The organism is Azonexus sp. MM2026_4, assembly GCF_055901855.1.
Genome location: NZ_CM148380.1, coordinates 2,979,664 through 2,999,405, shown reverse-complemented (window position 1 = coordinate 2,999,405; position 19,742 = coordinate 2,979,664). Strand labels below are relative to the sequence as shown.

Annotated in this window: 13 protein-coding genes and 1 pseudogene; 9 read left to right on the top strand and 5 right to left on the bottom strand. The window is 67.2% G+C overall.

All coding sequences use genetic code 11. The features are described 5' to 3' along the window. Window position 1 precedes the first annotated feature (1 nt). From gshB to AC0KWY_RS14095, 5 genes are all read left to right on the top strand, one after another. Window positions 2-1,021 (top strand): glutathione synthase, encoded by a 1,020-nt coding sequence (gshB, locus tag AC0KWY_RS14115; protein ID WP_474026129.1) that lies wholly within the window; start codon window positions 2-4, stop codon window positions 1,019-1,021. Next, a complete protein-coding gene (locus AC0KWY_RS14110) occupies window positions 1,006-2,034 on the top strand; it encodes an FAD:protein FMN transferase (RefSeq protein ID WP_474026128.1) in 1,029 nt (342 codons plus the stop codon). Before gshB ends, AC0KWY_RS14110 begins: the two co-directional genes overlap by 16 nt. A 96-nt stretch (window positions 2,035-2,130) precedes the next feature. Then, window positions 2,131-6,414, top strand: coding sequence for a response regulator (locus AC0KWY_RS14105; protein WP_474026127.1), 4,284 nt, complete (start codon window positions 2,131-2,133; stop codon window positions 6,412-6,414). Window positions 6,415-6,425: 11 nt separating this feature from the next. Next, window positions 6,426-7,520 (top strand): HD-GYP domain-containing protein, encoded by a 1,095-nt coding sequence (locus AC0KWY_RS14100; RefSeq protein WP_474026126.1) that lies wholly within the window; start codon window positions 6,426-6,428, stop codon window positions 7,518-7,520. Between the two features lie 90 nt (window positions 7,521-7,610). After that, complete coding sequence (locus AC0KWY_RS14095) at window positions 7,611-9,059, top strand: type VI secretion system contractile sheath domain-containing protein (RefSeq protein WP_474026125.1); 1,449 nt, start codon at window positions 7,611-7,613, stop codon at window positions 9,057-9,059. 6 nt (window positions 9,060-9,065) lie between these two features. Here the strand turns inward: AC0KWY_RS14095 and dtd are convergent, their stop codons facing one another. After that, window positions 9,066-9,518: a D-aminoacyl-tRNA deacylase gene (dtd, locus tag AC0KWY_RS14090; RefSeq protein ID WP_474026124.1), complete on the bottom strand. Its 453-nt coding sequence runs from the start codon at window positions 9,516-9,518 to the stop codon at window positions 9,066-9,068. Between the two features lie 2 nt (window positions 9,519-9,520). Continuing rightward, window positions 9,521-9,958 (bottom strand): HIT family protein, encoded by a 438-nt coding sequence (locus AC0KWY_RS14085; protein ID WP_474029733.1) that lies wholly within the window; start codon window positions 9,956-9,958, stop codon window positions 9,521-9,523. Between the two features lie 157 nt (window positions 9,959-10,115). Between AC0KWY_RS14085 and AC0KWY_RS14080 the strand changes: the two genes are divergently transcribed. From AC0KWY_RS14080 to AC0KWY_RS14065, 4 genes and pseudogenes are all read left to right on the top strand, one after another. After that, window positions 10,116-11,117: an asparaginase gene (locus AC0KWY_RS14080; protein ID WP_474026123.1), complete on the top strand. Its 1,002-nt coding sequence runs from the start codon at window positions 10,116-10,118 to the stop codon at window positions 11,115-11,117. A 177-nt stretch (window positions 11,118-11,294) separates the two neighbouring features. Next, a pseudogene (locus tag AC0KWY_RS14075) lies at window positions 11,295-11,861 on the top strand (FIST N-terminal domain-containing protein); the annotation flags it as partial. Window positions 11,862-11,933: 72 nt separating this feature from the next. Beyond that, window positions 11,934-12,416 carry an FIST signal transduction protein gene (locus tag AC0KWY_RS14070; protein WP_474029732.1) on the top strand — a complete coding sequence of 161 codons (483 nt, stop codon included), beginning with the start codon at window positions 11,934-11,936 and terminating at the stop codon, window positions 12,414-12,416. After that, entirely contained in the window at window positions 12,413-14,611 is a 2,199-nt protein-coding gene (locus AC0KWY_RS14065; protein WP_474026122.1) for a hybrid sensor histidine kinase/response regulator, read from the top strand. The genes AC0KWY_RS14070 and AC0KWY_RS14065 overlap by 4 nt, the downstream gene beginning before the upstream one ends. On the opposite strand, the gene AC0KWY_RS14060 is transcribed toward AC0KWY_RS14065, so the two are convergent. From AC0KWY_RS14060 to AC0KWY_RS14050, 3 genes are read right to left on the bottom strand one after another with little or no spacing between them, the layout of a single operon-like run. Beyond that, entirely contained in the window at window positions 14,608-15,324 is a 717-nt protein-coding gene (locus AC0KWY_RS14060; protein WP_474026121.1) for a M48 family metallopeptidase, read from the bottom strand. The two genes, AC0KWY_RS14065 and AC0KWY_RS14060, sit on opposite strands and share 4 nt — an antisense overlap. Further along, window positions 15,324-18,431, bottom strand: a complete 3,108-nt coding sequence (locus tag AC0KWY_RS14055) for a type I restriction endonuclease subunit R (protein ID WP_474026120.1) — start codon at window positions 18,429-18,431, stop codon at window positions 15,324-15,326. The genes AC0KWY_RS14060 and AC0KWY_RS14055 overlap by 1 nt, the downstream gene beginning before the upstream one ends. Before the next feature lie 11 nt (window positions 18,432-18,442). Then, a complete protein-coding gene (locus AC0KWY_RS14050; RefSeq protein WP_474026119.1) occupies window positions 18,443-19,651 on the bottom strand; it encodes an ATP-binding protein in 1,209 nt (402 codons plus the stop codon). Window positions 19,652-19,742: the final 91 nt, after the last annotated feature.

Below are 19,742 nucleotides of genomic sequence, written 5' to 3'. Positions count from 1 at the left end.
GATGACCCAGCAGCTGCACTTCGAACGGCATCTGCTTGGCGGCAGCGAAAGACCGCTGCGACTGGCTTTCATCATCGATCCGCTGGATCGCCTGAAGGCCTGGAAGGACTCCTCGGTAGCCCTGATGCGCGCGGCGCAGAGCCATGGCCACGACGTGTACGCGGTCGAGGCGCCGACGCTCGGCTGGCGCAAGCCGGAGGCCGACCATCCGGGCGGCAGCTTCGGCGAGGCGATCCACCTCCATCTGCGCCCCGACGACCACGACTGGTACCGCGAAACACAGCGCGAATGGCTGCCGCTGAAGGCCTTCGACGCCGTGCTGATGCGCAAGGACCCGCCGGTCGATGGCGAATACCTCGCCGCCAGCAGCCTGCTCGAACGCGCCGAAGCCGACGGCGTGCGCGTCTTCAACCGGCCGCGGGCACTGCGCGAGCATCTCGCCAAGCTGGCGATCCTCGAATTCCCGCAGTTCATCCCATCCACCAAGGTCAGCCGCGACCTCGGCCGCCTACAGCAATTCATCGACGAACAGCGCGACGTCATCGTCAAGCCGCTCGACAGCAACAGCGGCAGCCGCATCTTCCGCCTGCACCGCAACGATCCCAACCGCAACGTCATCCTCGAGACGCTGACCGGCAACGGCCGCCATACCGTGATGGCGCAGCAGTACCTGCCGGCGATCGCCCACGGCGACAAGCGCATCCTGCTCATCGCCGGCAAGGCGGTGCCCTGGTGCCTGGCGCGCATCCCCAAGGCCGGCGAGACGCGCGGCAACCTGAGCGCCGGCGGCACCGGCGTCGTCCAGGAACTGACCCCCGGCGAACGCCACATCGCCGATGCGCTCGGTCCGCTACTGCTCAAGCGCGGCCTGCTGCTGGTCGGTCTCGACCTGATCGGCGAACGGCTGACCGGGATCAACGTCACCAGCCCCACCGGCATGGTCGAAATCCGCCAGCAGAGCGGCTTCGACGCCGCCGGCGCGACCATCACCGCGATCGAGCACGCATGCGCCGTCTCCTGATCCTCCTTTTCGCCACCCTCCTCGCCGCCTGCGGCAAGGCCCCGCTGCAGGAACAGCAGGCCTACGTCTTCGGCACCCGGGTCGAGGTCGTCGTCGTCGGCGAAAACCCGGATCTCGGCCGCCAGGCGATCGCCGCCGTGCTGCGCGAATTCGACCGCATGCACCGGACCTACCACGCCTGGCAGCCGTCCGAGCTGACCGCCGTGAACGAAGCCATCGCCGCCGGACGGAAGGCCACGGTGACGCCAGAAATGGCCGCTTTCATGGGCGAGGCGCAGGCGCTCTCGGCGCAGGGCGACCACCTGTTCGACCCCGGCATCGGCACCCTGATCAAGCTCTGGGGCTTCCACGCCGACGAATTCGCAGCCCGTCTGCCCGAGCCGCAGGCGCTCGCCGGCTGGCTCAAGGAGAAGCCGTCGATCGCCGACCTGGTCATCGACGGCACCACGGTTTCCAGCCGCAAGCGCGCCCTGGCCCTCGATTTCGGGGGCTACCTGAAGGGCGTCGCGCTCGACCGCGCCGCCGCCATCCTGCGCGGACAAGGCATCAACAACGCGCTGATCAACATCGGCGGCAACGTCATGGCGCTCGGCAGCAAGGAAGGCCGCAAGTGGCGGGTCGGCATCCAGCACCCGCGCCAGCCCGGCCCGCTGGCCACCGTACAGCTCGACGACGGCGAGGCGATCGGCACTTCCGGCGACTACCAGCGCTACTTCGAACTCGACGGCCGCCGCTATTCGCACCTGATCGACCCGCGCACCGCCACCCCGGTTGAGCACACGCAGGCGGTCACCGTCCTCATCCCGGCCGGGCCGAAGGCCGGCACGCTGTCCGACGCCGCATCGAAGCCGATCTTCATCGCCGGCCCGGACGGCTGGCGGGCGATGGCCGACCAGATGGGCACGCCGCTCGTCCTGCGCGTCGCCGGCGACGGCCAGATCTTCGTCAGCGCAGCCCTCGACCGCCGCCTGGAATACCTCGGCGACCGCGCAAATATCCGCATCGTGCCTTGATCGCCCCGACCCGCTTGGCTATGCTGACGGGGAGTTGCCGCAACTAGAACGGCCGGGCACCAGCCATCGAACAAAAGCAGGTCGGGGGAAAACGCCGTGGGCGGTATTTCTTTGGGAAAATCGGGCTTCGCCCACAGCCTGGTGCTGCGCACCGGGCTGCTCATCCTGCTTGCCCTGGCCGCCTTCACGCTCGGCATCGTCCGCCTGATCGGCGAGCCGACCGTCGACCGCCTGGCCAACTCGCAACTGCACCTCGCGGCCGAACAGCTCGAAGCGCGTTACACCCGGCTTCTCGACTCGGTCGAGATCACCCTGCGCAACAGCCACGCCTGGGGCGCCAACGGCAGCTTCGATCACAGCGACCTGCTGCGCTTCAACGAATTCTTCTTCCCGGTGCTGGCCAACAACACCGAGATCAACTCGGTGATCTACGCCCACGAATCGGGACGCGAGTTCTTCCTGCTGCTCGACAAGGACGGCGGCTGGACCAACCGCATCAGCTTCCCCGCCGAATGGGGCCGCCTCAGCTACTGGATCACCTGGGACGCCGAGCGCCGCATCACCGGCGTCAGCGTCCGCGAGAGCGATTACGACCCGCGCCAGCGGCCCTGGTTCAAGGGTGCCATGGCGCTCACCGACAACCGGCTGATCCACTGGACGCAACCCTACATCTTCTTCACCAACAAGGCGCCCGGGCTGACCGCGGCGATGCGCTGGCGCGGGCGCGACGGCGCTTACCACGTGATTGCCCACGACGTCCGCCTGCGCGACATCGGCGAGGCCACCACCGGCAAGAGCATCGGTCGCGACGGCCAGGCCAGCCTGCTGCTCGACGACGGCCGCCTGCTGGCGCCGCCCGGCCTGCCCCGTTTCGCCAGCCCGGAGGCCAGCCAGCAGGCGATGCTGAAAACCGCCGAGGAACTCGAACTCGACGAACTCGCCCAGGCCCGCCGCCAGTGGCTGGAAAATCCCATGCCGAGCGCCGGCATCGATACCCTGGAGCGTCCCGACGGGCGCTGGTACAGCCTGTTCCGCCAGCTCGACGCCGGCCGCACCGGCATCTGGCTGGCCTTGCTCGCCCCGCACCGCGATTTCGTGCCGGTTTCCGGCAACGATCTGCTGGTTCTTGCCGCCATCCTGCTTGCCGCGCTCGGGCTCGGCGTCGGCGTCGCCTTCCGCATGGCCCGCCAGTTCGGCGAGCCGCTCGCCGAACTGACCGAGGAAAGCCGCCGCATCGGCCGCCTCGACCTCGACACGCCGGTCATCTCCACCGCGCCCTGGCAGGAGGTGCAGGAGCTCGCCGGCGCCCTCGAAAACATGCGCCAGCAATTGCAGAGCGGTCGCCAGGCCATGCAGGAAATCAACGCCGACCTCGAACAGACGGTGGCCATGCGCACCGGCGCCCTGCGCCAGAGCCAGGAAGCGCTGCGCCAGCGCGAAGCCTTCTTCCGCGCCGTCTTCGACAATGCCGCGGTCGGCATCGTCAGCCTCGAACCCGGCGGCCAGCCGAGCGAAATCAACCGCGCCTTCGCCAGCTTCGTCGCCCGTAGCGAAGACAGCCTGCGCCAGGAACACGGGCTCTGCCTGGCGGGCGCCGACACCGAGCGCATGCAGCAGATGCTCAGGCGGGTGGCCGGCGGCGGCGAGGAGAGCCTGCGCAACGAACTCGAATTCGTCGACGCCGACGGCAACCGCCGCTGGGGCGACGTCCAGGTCAGCGCCATGCGCGACGAGCAGGGCAAGCTCACCTCGCTGCTCCTTACCGTGCTCGACATTTCCGACCGCCGCGAGATCGAGCGCGAACTGATCCGCCAGTTCGCCTTCCTGCGCGCCCTGCTCGACACCATCCCCAACCCGATCTTCTACAAGGGCGAACACACCCGCTTCCTCGGCTGCAACCGCGCCTACGAAGAGTTCTTCGGCATCGACCGCGGCCATTTCATCGGCAAGCGCGTGCTCGACCTCGACTACCTGCCGGAAGACGAGCGGCGCGCCTACCAGGAAGAGGACGAGCGGGTGATCGCCGAATGCAGCCGCCACAGCCGCGTCGTCACCCTGCGCCGGGCCGACGGCAGCCTGCGCGACACGCTCTACGCGGTGAGCGGCTTCCGTTCGCCGGACGGCGCGCCGGGCGGCCTGATCGGCGTCATCGTCAACATCACCGCCCAGAAGGACGCCGAACGCGAAGCGGAAAAGGCGCGTGCCGCCGCCGAATCCGCCGCCGCGGCGAAAGCCGATTTCCTGGCCAACATGAGCCACGAGATCCGCACCCCGATGAACGCCATCATCGGCATGACCCACCTGGCGCTGCAGACACCGCTCGACGTCCGCCAGCGCAACTACCTGAACAAGGTCAACGCCGCCGCCAAGGGCCTGCTCGGCATCATCAACGACATCCTCGACCTGTCGAAGATCGAGGCCGGCATGATGCGCTTCGAGCGCACGCCGTTCAGCCTCGACGCGACGCTGCAGCATCTCGGCGACCTGAGCGCGCTGCGCGCCCGCGAACGCGGGCTGGAACTGCTCTTCGACCTCGCCCCCGAGGTGCCCGACCGCCTGCTCGGCGACCCGCTGCGCCTTGGCCAGGTGCTGCTCAACCTGGTCGGCAACGCCATCAAATTCACCGAGCAGGGCGAAGTCCGCGTCGAAGTCCGCCTGCTCGAAAGCGACGCCGACAAGGCGCGCATCCGCTTCGAAGTCCGCGACACCGGCATCGGCATGACGCCGGAACAACTCGCCAGCCTGTTCACCGCCTTCACCCAGGCCGACAGCTCGACCACCCGCAAATACGGCGGCACCGGCCTCGGCCTGTCGATCTGCAAGCGCATCGTCAACCAGCTCGGCGGCCGTATCGGCGCCAGCAGCCAGCCCGGCATCGGCAGCAGCTTCGTCTTCGAGCTGCCCTTCGAACTCGCCGGCCGCGACGCGGAAACGCCGCGCCGCCTGGGTCTGCCCGAACACCTGCGGACCCTGGTCGTCGATGACAGCCCCGGCGCCCGCGAAATCTTCGCCCACATGCTGGCCGGGCTCGGCATCGAGAGCCGCGCCGTCGGCAGCGGCAACGACGCGCTGGTCGAACTGCAGGCCGCGCGCAACGCCGGTCAGCCCTACCAGCTGCTGCTGCTCGACTGGAAGATGCCGGGCATGGACGGCGCCGAACTGCTCGCCGCCGTGCGCCGCGACTTCCCCGGCGAACAGGCGCCGGCGGTGGTGATGATCACCGCCTTCGACCAGGACGAACTGCACGAACTGCTCGAACCGTACAGCGTCAGCGCCATCCTCGGCAAACCGGTGACGCCGTCGTCGCTGTTCGACAGCATCATGCTCGCCCTGCACCGCGCGCCCAGCGTTCCCGAACTGCCTTCCGCCGCGGCAGCCAGCACCATCCCGAGCGGCCGCCAGGTGCTGCTGGTCGAGGACAACGAAGTCAATCGCGAGCTGGCCGAGGAAATGCTGCGCAACTTCGGGCTCGTCGTCAGCTCCGCCGAAAACGGCGCGGTCGCCGTCGAACGTGTCCGCGACGGCGCTTTCGATCTGGTCCTGATGGACTGCCAGATGCCGGTCATGGACGGCTACGAAGCCACCCGCCGCATCCGTGAAGAACTCGGGCGCAAGGATCTGCCGGTGATCGCCATGACCGCCAACGCGCTCGCCCCCGACCGCGAACGTTGCCTGGCCGCCGGCATGGACGACCACGTCGCCAAGCCGATCGACGTCGCCCATCTCCAGGCCACCCTCGCCCACTGGCTGAGCGGCCTGCCGGCGCAGCCGATCGTTACTGCCGACAGCGGCGCGCGAGCCGCCGCCGGCGAACTCGACGAAGCCACGGCACTCGCCCGCCTGGGCGGCAACCGGCAGCTCTACCAGCGCTTGCTCAGACGTTTCGGCGAAGACCAGGCCGATTTCCCGGAACGCCTGCGCGCCGCCCGCACCGCGCACGACGATGCCCAGGCAATCCTGCTCGTCCATACCCTGCGCGGCCTCGCCGGCAATATCGGTGCCGGCCACCTGGTCAGCCTCGCCGCCGAGCTCGAACATTGCCTGCGCCAGACGCCGGAGGACGGCAACCGGATCGACGGCTTGGTCGCCCGCGTCATCGAAGCACTGAGCAGCGTCCTGGCCACAACCGGCAACGAAACCGATGCGGCCGCCCCGGCCAGCCTCTGGACGCCGCTGCCGGCGGAAAGCCTGAGCCAGTTGCGGCAATTGCTGGCCGACGACGATGCCGCCGCCGTGCGCGTCTTCGAGGACATCGAAGACGCCTTGCGGCAGCGCCTCGAAGCCAACGCCTTCGATCCGCTGGCCCGCGCCATCGCCACCTACGATTTCGAAACCGCCATCGACATCCTCGACCGGCTCGCCGACACCCTTCACCAGTGAGTCCCCCCACCATGGTTCCCCTGCTGCCCAAGCAAAGCATCCTCGTCGTCGACGACACGCCGGAAAACATCGACGTGCTGCGCAACGTCCTGGCCGGGGACTATCGGCTGCGGGTCGCCACCAGCGGCGAGAAGGCGCTCAAGATCATCTATTCCGACGAACCGCCCGACCTGATCCTGCTCGACATCATGATGCCCGGCCTCTCCGGCCTGGAAATCTGCCGCCGCCTCAAGGCCAACCCGGACCGCCGCCGTATCCCGGTGATCTTCGTCACCGCGATGAGCAGCATCGAGGACGAAGAGCTCGGCCTGGCGCTCGGCGCCGTCGACTACATCACCAAGCCGATCAGCCCGCCGATCGTCAAGGCGCGCGTGCGCACCCACCTTGCCCTCTACGACCAGACACGCGAACTCGAACGGATGGTCCGCCAGCGCACGCACGAACTGCTCACCACGCGCCAGCAGATCATCCGCCGCCTCGGCCGCGCCGCCGAATTCAAGGACAACGAGACCGGCAACCACGTCCTGCGCATGAGCCATTACGCCCGACTGATCGCCGAAGCCCACGGCCTCGGCGCGGAGGCCGCCGGCATCATCTTCCAGACGGCGCCGATGCACGACATCGGCAAGATCGGCATCCCCGACGCCATCCTGCTCAAACCCGGCAAGCTCGACGCCGAAGAATGGAAGGTCATGCACCAGCACCCGGTGATGGGCGCCGAGATCATCGGCAAGCACGACAACGAGCTGCTCGAAACCTCCCGCATCATCGCCCTCAGCCACCACGAGAAGTGGGACGGCAGTGGCTACCCGCACGGCTTGCGCGGCACCGACATCCCGCTCGAAGGGCGCATCGTCGCCATCGCCGACGTCTTCGACGCGCTGGTCTCGCTCCGTCCGTACAAGCCCGCCTTCCCGCTCGACGAGGCGCTGCGCCTGATGGAGCAGCAGACCGCCAGCCATTTCGATCCGCAACTGATGCAGGCCTTCCGCCAGGCCCTGCCCGACATCCTGCGCATCCGCGAAATCTACGCCGACGAAAACGGCGCCCTGACCGACCTCGAATTCCATATCCAGGAAATCTACGACCAGCGCAACGATTCCTGAAACCGGGGACGCAGCGCAGCGATTCCGCGAGCATATCCGGGGCAAGCTCGGGTACAGTAACGGCCTTGGAAAAACCCTCGGGAGAACAAGGTGAGTGGCACACTGGAATTCGAATTCCGTTTCGGCAAAGTGAACAAAGGCGCGCCATCCCGGCCGTCGTTCCGCATCCTGGTGCTGGCCGACCTGGCCGGCGAAGCGGCCCGGCGTCCGCCGCTGGCGCAACGCACGCCGCAGGCGGTCGACATCGACAACTTCGCGGCGACGCTGGCCGCCTTCGCCCCGACCCTGACGCTGCCCGTCAGTGGCGCCCCTGGCGCCCCGGCCGGCACCCTGCGCTTCAGCCACCGCGACGACTTCCATCCCGACGCCATCTACGGCATGCCGGCCTTTGCCGACCTGCGCGCCAGCCGCGACGCCCTCGCCGACCCGCAACGCTGCGCGATGACCGCCGCCGACCTCGGTCTCTCGGTCGAACCACCGCCGCGTCCGGAAAGCGACACCGACACCCTGAACCGCCTGCTCGGCGGCAGCGCGACGCGGGCGCGGCCGGTCACCGCCGACATCGTCAACCGCCTGGTGCGCGACGTCGTCGCCCAGCATGTCAGCAGCGACGAGCGGGCGCTGCACCAGCGCGCGCTGGCCGAATTCGACCAGCGCATCGCCCGGTACATGCGCGGCATCCTGCGCGACCCGGCCTTCCGGCGCCTCGAATCGGCGTGGCGCGGCATCGCGCACCTGGTCAGCGAACTGGCCGGCGACGACGGGATTCAGGTCGATCTGCTCGATCTTTCGCGTGACGAACTGCAAGCCGACCTGCTCGCCGGCGGCAACGGCCTGCGCGCCGCGCTCGCCGATAGCGTCGGTGAGGACGGCCCGCTGTCGCTGCTCGTCGCCGATTTTTCCTTCACCGCCGAGGCGGCCGACCTCGACACGCTCGACGCACTGGCCCGCCTGGCGATGGCCGCCGACGCCCCCTGCCTGGCCGCCGCCCAGCCCGGACTGCTCGGCTGCGCCTCGGTCGACGAACTCGCCGACCCCGGCCAATGGCAGCCGCTAGCGCCGGCGCTCGCCGAACGCTGGCAGGCATTGCGCCGGAGCCAGGCCGCCGCCTGGCTGGGGCTGACGCTACCGCGCCTGCTCGGTCGCCTGCCCTACGGCCGCAGTACCGACCCGGTCAGCGCCTTCGCCTTCGAGGAACTGGCCGACGGCGCGGCGCACGAGGATTTCGCCTGGGAAAACCCGGTCTACGCGCAAGCCCGCCTGCTCGGCGAAGCCTACGCCGAGGACGGCGACGAGATGGATATCTCGGCTTACGTGGAAATCGACGCGCTGCCCAGCTACATCGTCCGCGACGCGCGCGGCGACGCCCGGCAACAACCCGGCGCCGAAGTCCTGCTCGGCGAAACGGCGGCCAACGCCATGCTGGCGCGCGGCCTGATGCCGCTGCTCAGCTACCGCAACCGCGACGCGGTGCGCCTCCTGCGCTGGCAGTCGGTGGCCTCACCGGCGCGGCCGCTGGCCGGCGTCTTCGCCACCTGAGCCCGGCTATTCCGGCTGGCGCGAATCGATGGCCAGCGTCACCGGACCGTCGTTGACCAGCGCCACTTCCATGTCGGCGCCGAAAACGCCGGTCGGCACCGGCTTGCCCAGCGCCGCCGCCAATTGATCGACGAAGGCGGCGAACAGCGGACCGGACACGTCGCCGCGCGCCGCCCGCCCCCAGGAGGGCCGGTTGCCCTTCTTCACCGAGGCGTAAAGCGTGAATTGCGACACCGCCAGGATTTCGCCGCCGGCCTCGACGACGCTGCGGTTCATCACCCCGGCGGCATCCGCAAACAAGCGCAGGCGGACCAGCTTGCCGGCCATCCAGGCGAGGTCGGCCGGCGTGTCGCCATCCTCGAAACCGGCCAGGACCAGCAGGCCGCCGCCGATCTCCCCGGTCACCGCGCCGTCGACGCTCACCGCCGCCGACTTCACCCGTTGCACGACGACCCGCATGCTCAGGCCGCCAGCGCCTGGCGCAACTGCGCCGCACAGGCTTCGAGTACCTCGCGCGGCGGGTCCTTGCGCGGCCAGAGCAGGCCGACGCCGTCGTCGGCGTGGCGCGGCACGACGTGGATGTGGAAATGGCCAACCGTCTGCCCGCCCGCCTCGCCGTTGCATTGCAACAGCGTCAGGCCGGCCGGCGCGAAGGCAGCCTGCGCCGCCTGCGCCACGCGGTGCGCGGTGCGCATCGCCGCCGCCGCCTCGTCCGGCGTCAGGTCGAGCAGGGTCGCCGCGTGGCGCTTCACCGCCACCAGCGTATGCCCCGGATTGAGCTGGCCGAGGTCGAGGAAGGCGATCGTCTGCGCATCCTCGAACACCACGGACGCCGGAATCTCGCCGGCGATCAGGCGGCAGAAGATGCACTGCCCGGCGGCTGAAGTATCGACGAACATCGGCACGGCAAACTCCTCGCGGCAAAAGCCGGCATTGTATGCGAGAGGCTGGCGCGCGCCGGCGATAGCGGCTAACTTAGCGGCAACACCCGCCCGGAACTCCCATGCAAGCCACCGCAACCTTCAATCCTCCGTCCCTGCGCTGGCGGTGCCGGCCATGAACACCACCGGCCGCATCCTGATCCTGCACACCGGCGGCACCATCGGCATGGCCGCCGCCGCCGACGGCTACCGGCCGCTCGCCGGCTTTCCCGAGCGCCTGCGGCAACGCCTGACAAACGCCACGGCCGACTACGACATCGTCGAACTGCCGCCGATCGACAGCGCCGACCTGCGCCCCGGCCACTGGCCGGCCATCGCCGACGCCCTGCTCGCGCACTGGGACAGTCATGCCGGTTTCGTCGTCCTGCACGGTACCGACACCATGGCCTGGAGCGCCTCGGCACTTTCCTTCATGCTGCGCGGCTGCGCCAAGCCGGTGATCTTCACCGGCGCCCAGATCCCACTCGACGAAACGGGCAGCGACGCCCTCGACAACGTCCGCGGCGCGCTGCATTTCGCCGCCAGCCCGGCACTGCGCGAAGTGAGCATCTACTTCGGCGGGCGCCTGCTGCGCGGCAACCGCAGCCGCAAGCTCGCCGCCACCCGCCTCGCCGCCTTCGACTCGCCCAATTACCCGCCGCTAGGCGAGGCCGGCGCCGGCTTCGTCCTCCACCACAACCGTCTGCTCACCGCCAGCGAGCGCCATTACTGCGTTCCCAGCTACGACGACCAGGCGGTCGCCGTCCTCACCCTCCACCCCGGCATCGCCGCCGGCCTGGTCGATGCGCTGAGCGCCAACCCGCGGCTGCGCGGCATCGTCCTCCAGACCTACGGCGTCGGCAACGCGCCGCAGGGCGACCGGGAACTGATGGCCGCGCTCGAACGCGCCGCCGCCCGCGGCATTGTCCTGCTCAACACCACGCAGTGCCTGTACGGCAGCGTCAGCCAGGAAACCTACGCCAGCGGCAGCGCCCTCGCCCGCCTCGGCGTCGTTGCCGGCGGCGACCTGACGCCGGAAGCCGCCTTCGCCAAGCTGCATCTGCTGCTCGCCGCCAGCGACGACCCGGCGGCGGTGCGGCGCGGACTGCAGGAAAACTGGTGCGGCGAAATGACCTGAAAGCGCTCCCGTTTCACATGAAACGGAACGACCCGCGCGGCGCAACGATGCTCGCCCGCCGGCAATGACAGCGGTGGCGCCCGGCGCATTGCACGGCCCCGGATTGCGCTACACTTTTCCCGAAACAGCAGCGCAACCAACAAGGGGGGACAATTGCAGACCGCAACCTACCGCTATGCCAGCAGCAACGGCTGGGACCAACCGCCGGACGCAGCCCTCGATTCCCCCGCCACCCTGCTCCTGGTCTTCGGCCCGACCGACTTGGGTAGCCTGGCCCCCGTCCTCGACGCATTGCGCGCCAGCTTCCCGAACTCGGTCTGGGGCGGCGCCTCGACGGCCGGCGAGATCGCCGGCCGTTCGATCGAAGACAACACGCTGACCGTCGCCCTGGTCCGCTTCGCCGAAACCCGCCTGCGCAGCATCACCCATCGCTTCGAACGAACCGCGCAATCCTTCGCTGCCGGCCGGGAAATCGCCCAATCCCTCAGCACCGACGGCCTGCGCGGCATCCTGGTCTTCGCCGACGGTCTCAACGTCAATGGCTCGGAACTGGCGCGCGGCTTCTCCTCGGCCTTGCCCGCCGGCATCGTCGTCACCGGCGGCCTGGCCGGCGACGGCAACCGCTTCCACCAGACCTGGGTGCTCGGCGACAGCGGGCCGCAGGACCACGCCATCGTCGCCATTGGCTTCTACGGCGAGAAGATCGGCCTCGCCCATGGCAGCGGCAGCGGCTGGGACATCCTCGGCGTCGATCGCAAGGTCACCCGCGCCAGCGGCAACGTCCTCTACGAACTCGACCACCAGCCGGCGCTGCCGTTGTACAAGAAATACCTCGGCGAACGCGCCGCCGAACTCCCCGCCAGCGCCCTGCTCTTCCCACTCGCCATCCACAGCGACGGCAACCGCGACGAGGAAACGGTGCGCACCATCCTCGGCATCGACGAGGCAGAGCAGTCGATCACCTTTGCCGGCGACATCCCGGAAGGCGCCACGGTACAACTGATGCGGGCCAACTTCGAACGCGTCATCGACGGCGCCGCGCAGGCCGCCGAACGCACCGGCATGACCGCTTACGCCGGCGGCCCGCTGCTGGCGCTCGCCGTCAGTTGCGTCGGCCGCCGCCTGGTCCTCAGCGAACGCAGCGAGGAGGAACTCGACGCGGTACTCGACACCCTGCCGGCGCAAACCACCATGGTCGGCTTCTACTCCTACGGCGAACTGTCGCCGCTCACCGGCAGTTGTTGCGACCTGCACAACCAGACGATGACTCTCACCCTGCTCTGGGAAAACGCCGCGTGACCGGCCACCGCCTGCTCTCCCGCCAGTTGCGCAAGCTCGGCCTGAGCGCCGGGCAGCCGCCCGACGCGGCAAGCTGGCAGGCCCTGCTGGAAGTCGTCGAGCGCACCTACAACGGTTTCGACCAGGACCGCTACACCCTGGAGCGCTCGCTCGAGATCACCTCGGAGGAAATGCGGGCGCTGCACCAGCGCGAGCGCACCGCCTACGACGCCCAGTTGAAGACCATTTTCCACGCGCTGCACGACCTGATCTGGCTGAAGGACCCGGACGGCATCTACCTCGCCTGCAACCCGGAGTTCGAGCGCTTCTTCGGCGCCAGCGAAGCGCAGATCATCGGCAAGAGCGACTACGACTTCGTCGACCGCGAGCTGGCCGACTTCTTCCGCGCCAACGACCGCCGGGCGATGGCCAACGGCGGCCCGGTGAGCAACGAGGAATGGGTGACCTACGCCAGCGACGGCCGGCACGTCCTGCTGGAAACCGTCAAGACGCCGATCGTCGATGGCGACGGCCAGTTGCTCGGCGTGCTCGGCATCGCCACCGACATCACCGAGCGCAAGCAGGCCGAACGCCAGTTGCAGCAGGCGGCCAGCGTCTTCCGTCATGCCAACGAGGCGATCATCCTGACCAGCGCCGACGGCACCATCCTCGACGTCAATCCGGCCTTCACCGAAATCACCGGCTACGAACGCGCCGAGGTGCTCGGCCACAACCCGCGCCTGCTCAAGTCGCACCTGCAGTCCGCCGATTTTTACGCCGGCCTGTGGCGGGCGATCACCCAGGAAGGCCGCTGGAGCGGCGAAATCTGGAACCGGCGCAAGAACGGCGAACTCTTCGTCGCCCGCCAGACGATCAGCGGCATCCGCAACGAAGCCGGCGAAGTCCAGCGCTACGTCGGGCTCTTTTCCGACTACACGGCGCTCAAGGAACAGCAATTGACACTCGAGTGCCTGGTGGAAAGCCGCACCCAGGACCTGCAGGTGGCCAAGGACGCCGCCGAAGCCGCCAACCGGGCGAAGAGCACCTTCCTCGCCAACATGAGCCACGAACTGCGCACGCCGATGAACGGCGTCCTCGGCATGATCGGCCTCGCCCGCCGCCGGGTCAGCGATCCGCTGGTCACCGACCAGCTCGGCAAGGCCGAGCAATCGGCCCAGCACCTGCTCGCCCTGCTCAACGACATCCTCGACCTGTCGAAGATCGAAGCGGAACGCCTGACGCTGGAGAACGTCCCGCTGACGCTGGAACAACTCAACGCCAACCTGCTCACCCTGTTCGCCCACAAGGCCCGGAGCAAGGGCCTCAGCCTGCGCCTCGAACAGGATGCCGGGATCGTCCACCGCCGCTTCCTGGGCGATCCGCTGCGCCTTGGGCAGATCCTGATCAACCTGGTCGGCAACGCGATCAAGTTCAGCGAACACGGCGAAATCCGCGTCAGCGTTCGCCAGCTCGAAGACGGCCGCGACGACTGCCGGCTGCGCTTCGAGGTCGCCGACCAGGGAATCGGCATCGACACCGCAAGCCGCTCGCGCCTGTTCGCCGCCTTCGAACAGGCCGACGGGTCGATGACCCGGAAATACGGCGGCACCGGCCTCGGCCTCGCGATCAGCAAGCGGCTCGTCGAAATGATGGGCGGCAGCATCGGCGTCGACAGCCAGCCCGGCCTCGGCAGCACCTTCTGGTTCACCGTCCGGCTGCGGCACGACCACAGTCAGCCGCACGCCCCCCTCCCGGAGCCGGCGCAGATTCCCGACGAGGCGCAACTGCGCACGCGCCATGCCGGCGCCCGCCTGCTGCTGGCCGAAGACGAGAACATCTGCCGCGAGGTCATGCTCGGCCTGATCGACGACCTCGGTTTCTCGATCGATACCGCCGTCGATGGCGAACAGGCCGTTGCCCTCGCCCGCCAGAAACGCTACGACCTGATCCTGATGGACATGCAGATGCCCCGCCGCAACGGCCTCGACGCCACCCGCGCCATCCGCGGCGACTCGCTCAACCGGCAGACGCCGATCCTGGCAATGACCGCCAACGTCTTCGAACAGGATCGCCAGGCCTGCCTCGACGCCGGCATGAACGAACACCTGGCCAAACCGGTCGTCCCCGAAATGCTATACGCCAGCCTGCTCAAGTGGCTCGCGCAGTCCAGAGAATGTACACCCGACTTGGCGGAAAATGACGCCGACCAGACCTAATAGGTCCAATCCTCGTGCCGAACCGGCAAGCGGTTCAGCGCATCCCGCACCAACCGCCAATGCGGCAGGAAGCCCTCCATCAGGCTGGCGAAGCGGGCGTTATGGGTCGGTTCGAGCAGGTGCGTCAGCTCATGGACGACGATGTACTCCAGGCATTCCGGCGGTTTCTTGGCGAGATCCGTATTCAGGCGGACATGACCGGAAACCGGATTGCAACTACCCCAACGGGTACGCATGCGCTGCACGAATATCTTCCCTGCCCGCACGCCGATCAGCGGCTGCCATTTTTCCAGCAGGGCCGGCACGGCCTGCCTGATCTGCTCGCGGTACCAAGCATCGAGGATTTCCTGGCGCCGCGCCGCGTCACACCCCGGCCGAAGCTGTAACAACAAACTGCTGTGGCCAAGCTCGACGGCAGGCGCCGCCTCCTTTTCGACAACCTTCAGCAGGTAACGCTGGCCCCAGACGTAATGGCTTTCCCGGTCGAGGAATTCGCGCGGCGTCTCGCGCTCCTGGGCGAGGATCTTCCGCTGCTGGCGCCTGATCCAGGCCAGCTTGGCGATGGCGAAGAGACGGATGGTTTCCAGTTCCATGCCCGCCGGTGCGGCTATCCGCACCCGCCCATCCGGTGGATAGACGCTCAGATGCACATGCTTGATGGCCTTGCGCACGACTTCCGCGTGGAAATCGCCGAGGTCTAGCGTCGCCTTCATCAGTACTCGGCCTGCGCCTTGACGATCAGGAAGACGCGTTCGACCAGCTCGATGTCGTTCAGCACCGCGTACAAGGCCTGCTTGATAATGTTTTCCTTCGGCACGCTGCCCCGCCAGCCGTCCGGCCGGTGCTGCCTGACCGCCTCGTCCAGGCGCAGGACCAGGGCCAGCGCCGGCTCTGTCTCGCCGTAGCCAGCCGGTTGTTCGGCAAGCGCCTGTGCCGGCACGAAATCCTTCAGATTGTTGTACAGGGCGCGCTTGCCCGGCGTGTCCAGCCTGGCCGGCAGATCGCCGGCATTGCCCTGATGCACGCGGGCGGCGAGTTCGGCGATGCGCTTCAGGTAGTCCTCGTACTCGACGGCCTTTTCCCGGCGCAGGCGGATGATCTCGTCGAGCAGCGCCGACATCCGGGCGAAGTAGGCCGGATCGGTCAGGCTTTCCTTGATGATCTTGCTGCGCACGTTGTTCTCGATGGTCTCGGCCACCGCGTCACGGTTGCCCTTGAGCCCGCCGAGTTCGTCGGCAATGGTGGCGGCGATGCCGCTGCGGACGATCAGGTCGAGCAAGCCCAGGCCGTCGAAGGGCGAAATCTTGCGCGGTTCGTCGGCCTGGATGTAGGTGTCGATCAGGTGGCGCATGTCGGCCTCGTAAGGCTTCAGGTCCAGCGTCTCGCCACTTGCCTTGCGGATGATCTCGCGCAGGTCCACGTAATCCTTGACCTGGCGCTGGATGTTGCCGGCCTGCGCCGGCGTGTAGCCGGCGCCTTCCATCTCGTCGCCGATGTTGGCGTAGGCGCGCAGCAGCGCCACCACCGCCTTGTAGAGCTGCACCCGGCGCGGCTCGTACGCCTTCAGGTCGCCGGCCACTTCGGTATTGCCGCAGAAGTAATGGATGTATTGCAGCGTCTCGCGCGGCGGTGGCACCGGTTCACAGAGCAGGGCCAGCGCTTCCAGCGCGTCGTCCAGGGTTTCCCGCCCGAGCTTCAGGCGGTCCTTGAGCAGCACCTGCGGATCGGCACCGCCGGCGCTGCGGTCCAGCTCCGACGAATAGACGGCGATGGCGTTCTCCACCTTCTTGAACAAATCCTTGTAATCGACGATGTAGCCGAAATCCTTGTCCTCGCCGTCGAGCCGGTTGGTACGGCAGATCGCCTGGAAGAGGCCGTGATCCTGCATCGATTTGTCGATGTAGAGATAGGTGCAGGGCGGCGCGTCGAAGCCGGTGAGCAGCTTGTCCACCACCACCAGCAGCTTCATGCTCGCCGGTTCCCTGACGAACAGCGCCTTGGCCCGTTCCTCGTAGGTTTCGGTCTTGTTCAGGCCGGGCTTGGCCACGACGTCGGCGAGCAACGCGTTATAGGTGTTGTAGATGAACTGGCGGTCGGTCTCGGAATTGGCGCCGGTTTCCTCCAGCGTCACATCCTTCGCCTGCGGGTTGTACGAGGTGATCACCGCGCAGCGGCCCTTGAACGGCGTCTTCTCGAACAGCGTGAAATACTTGCAGGCCTCGTGGATGCTCGCCGCCACCAGGATGGCGTTGCCGCGTTCGCTGGACAGGCGCGGCTTGACGCTGAAATCGAAGATGATGTCGGCAACCACCCGCTCCATGCGCGAGCGCGAACTCAACACCCGCTGCATGGTGCCCCAGGTTTTCTTCAGTTCGTCCTTCTGCCAGTCGTTGAGCCCCTTGGTCCGCGCCTCGAACCACTGGTCGATGCGCTCGCTCGAACTCAGGCGCTGGTCGATGTCGCGCGCCTCATAGACCAGATCGAGCACGACGCCGTCGTCCACCGCCTCGCTGAACTTGTAGGTGTGGATATAGCCGCCGAAGACCTCCAGGCTGGTCGCCTTGTCCTGCTTCAGCAATGGCGTGCCGGTAAAGCCGATGAACAGCGCGTTCGGCAGCAGCGCCTTCATCACCCGGTGCAGCTTACCGCTCTGCGTGCGATGGCATTCGTCGACGAAAACGAACAGCTCGCCTACCGCCGGGCTCGGCTGGGCCTCCAGTTCCTTGATGAAGCCCTCGAAGTCGTCCACATCCTTGCGTCCGAACTTGTGCACCAGGGAGCAGAGCAGGCGCGGCCTAACCTGCCCGAGCTGGGTCATCAGGTCACGGCCGCTGCTGCTGCGGTGGATGGTCTCGCCGGCCTCGGTGAATACCCGCTGAATCTGCTTGTCCAGTTCGTCGCGGTCGGTGACGATGACCACCCGCGCCTGCGGCTTGTTTTCCAGCAGCCACTTGGCCAGCAGCACCATCAGGATGCTCTTGCCGGCGCCCTGGGTGTGCCAGATGATGCCGCCCTGCCGGCGCCCGACCTGCGCCTGCGCCGCCTTGATGCCGAAATACTGGTGCACCCGTGGCAGCTTCTTGATGCCGCCGTCGAAAAGCACGAAATCGTGGATCAGTTCGAGCAGCCGGCGCCGCTCGCAGAGTTTGAGCAGGTACTTGTCGAGCTTGAAACGGCGGTTGTCGTCCTCGTCTTCCTTCCATGTCAGGAAATACTTTTCCTCGGTGCCGACGCTGCCGTACTGCAGCCCTTCCGAATCGTTGCCGGCAAAGACGAACTGCACCGTGCTGAAGAACCAGGCGTTGAACTCGGGCAACTGGTTGGAAAGGTTCTGGCGGATGCCGTCGCCGATGCTGACCCGGCTGTTCTTCAATTCCAGCACGGCGATGGCCAGCCCGTTCAGGTAAAGCACCAGGTCCGGCCGCCGCTCGTGGCCACCCTTCAGCGTCACCTCCTCGGCCAGCGCGAAATCGTTGTTCTCCGGCTTCGCCCAATCGACCAGATGCACCGTCTCGGTGACCCGGCCGGCCTCCACCTTGACCGGCACGCCATAGCGCAGCAACTGGTACACCGCCTCGTTGTTGGCGTAGAGCGTGCGATTGGGATTGCCGGCCTCGCTGCGCAGCCTGTGCAACGCGGCGCTGATCTGCGCCGGCGTGTTGCCGCGACGGCCCAGCCAGTCGCTCAGCAGGCCCTCCTCGACATTGCTGTTACCGGCCCGCTCGCTCCAGTCGCCCAGGAAACGGTAGCCCAGCTCTTCCGCGAAGAGCCTGATGACGCGTTCCTGCGTCGCGCGTTCCGGTTTGCCGATGCCGGTCATTTTTTGCGCCCTCAGTTCTTGTCGGCGACAACTTCACCAAACGACAGATCGTTCTGCGGGCTGCGTGGCGGCCAGTCGCCCGCTGCCTTGCGCTCCTCGAACCAGCGGTGCATGGCGGCATCCTCAACCGCATATTCGCCCCGCGCCGATTTCCAGACCAAGGCCGGCATCCGCTCACGCAGCGATTCCAGGGCCTTCTGCGCCTTTGCCGGACTCACCGTTTCTCCGGTCTGCGCCCGGTAGAACTTCAGCGCCTCGGCGTCGTAGGGACGAAAGCGTGGCCCCTGTTCCAGCATGCGCCAGAGTACCGCCTGCTCCAGCGGCCGGAGCCCGAGGAAATCCGATTCCATCTGAAGCTGATCATCCCGCTGGCGCTGCAAGGCGGCTTCCAGCATGGCCAGTTCAAAACGTCCCTCATATCGGGAAAGAGGACTCAAGGCTTGCCCCAGTGCTTCCATGAAAAATTGCGGGCGGTTGCCGAAACCCTCAAAGGCACGGTATAGCGCCCCTCGATCCACCGGTCGCAAATCTGGCCGCTGAGTCTCGATCCGCTCGGCAATGAAATCGATGAAGGCCTGATCGAGCAAGGGCATGCGCTGTATCTGCGAACCGTAGAACGGGGCCCCGTTGGAATTGACCAGCCGCAACAATTTGTCCCGGTCCGAACCCGACATCACCAGCATGAGGTTAACCGCCGCTGGTGCATTCAATTGGTCGCGTGCCGACTTCAGGGCCATCATCGCGTTCTCGCCGGCCTCGCTGGTCAGCGCATGCTGGGCTTCATCAATGACCAGCGCCACCGGTTTTTCTGCGGTTTCGTGCAAGGCGCGCAAGGCGTCCACCAGGGTCAGACCATCGATCTTGCCAATGCGGCTGGTGTTGACCTGCAACCAGCCCGCCAGATTCAGCTTTTCCACCCCCGCTTCCTTGGCCAGCCGGGCCACCCTGCCCAGATGCGGCTGCAAGGCGCGCCCGATCGCCTCGGCGATCAATGCCCCCGGATCCCGGGCCAGATCGGCCCACAAATCGACATAGACGGGCACGATCCCCGCCCGTTCCAAAGCCGGCAACAGGTCTCCGCGCAGAAAAGTGGTCTTGCCGGTACGCCGCGGTGCCGCCAGAAAAAGCCCATTGTGCGCATCGCTGAAAACCGCCTTGCCTTGCAGTGTGCTGACCAGTTCATCCGCCAGAGCGGTGCGCGGGAAGGAGACCAGGCTCATGATTATCCTCTTTTATCTTCGTAAAGATAATTTATCCATTTGCGGATAATAGACGATAAAATTCTGTTGGCAAATCAAATGTTCGGACCTC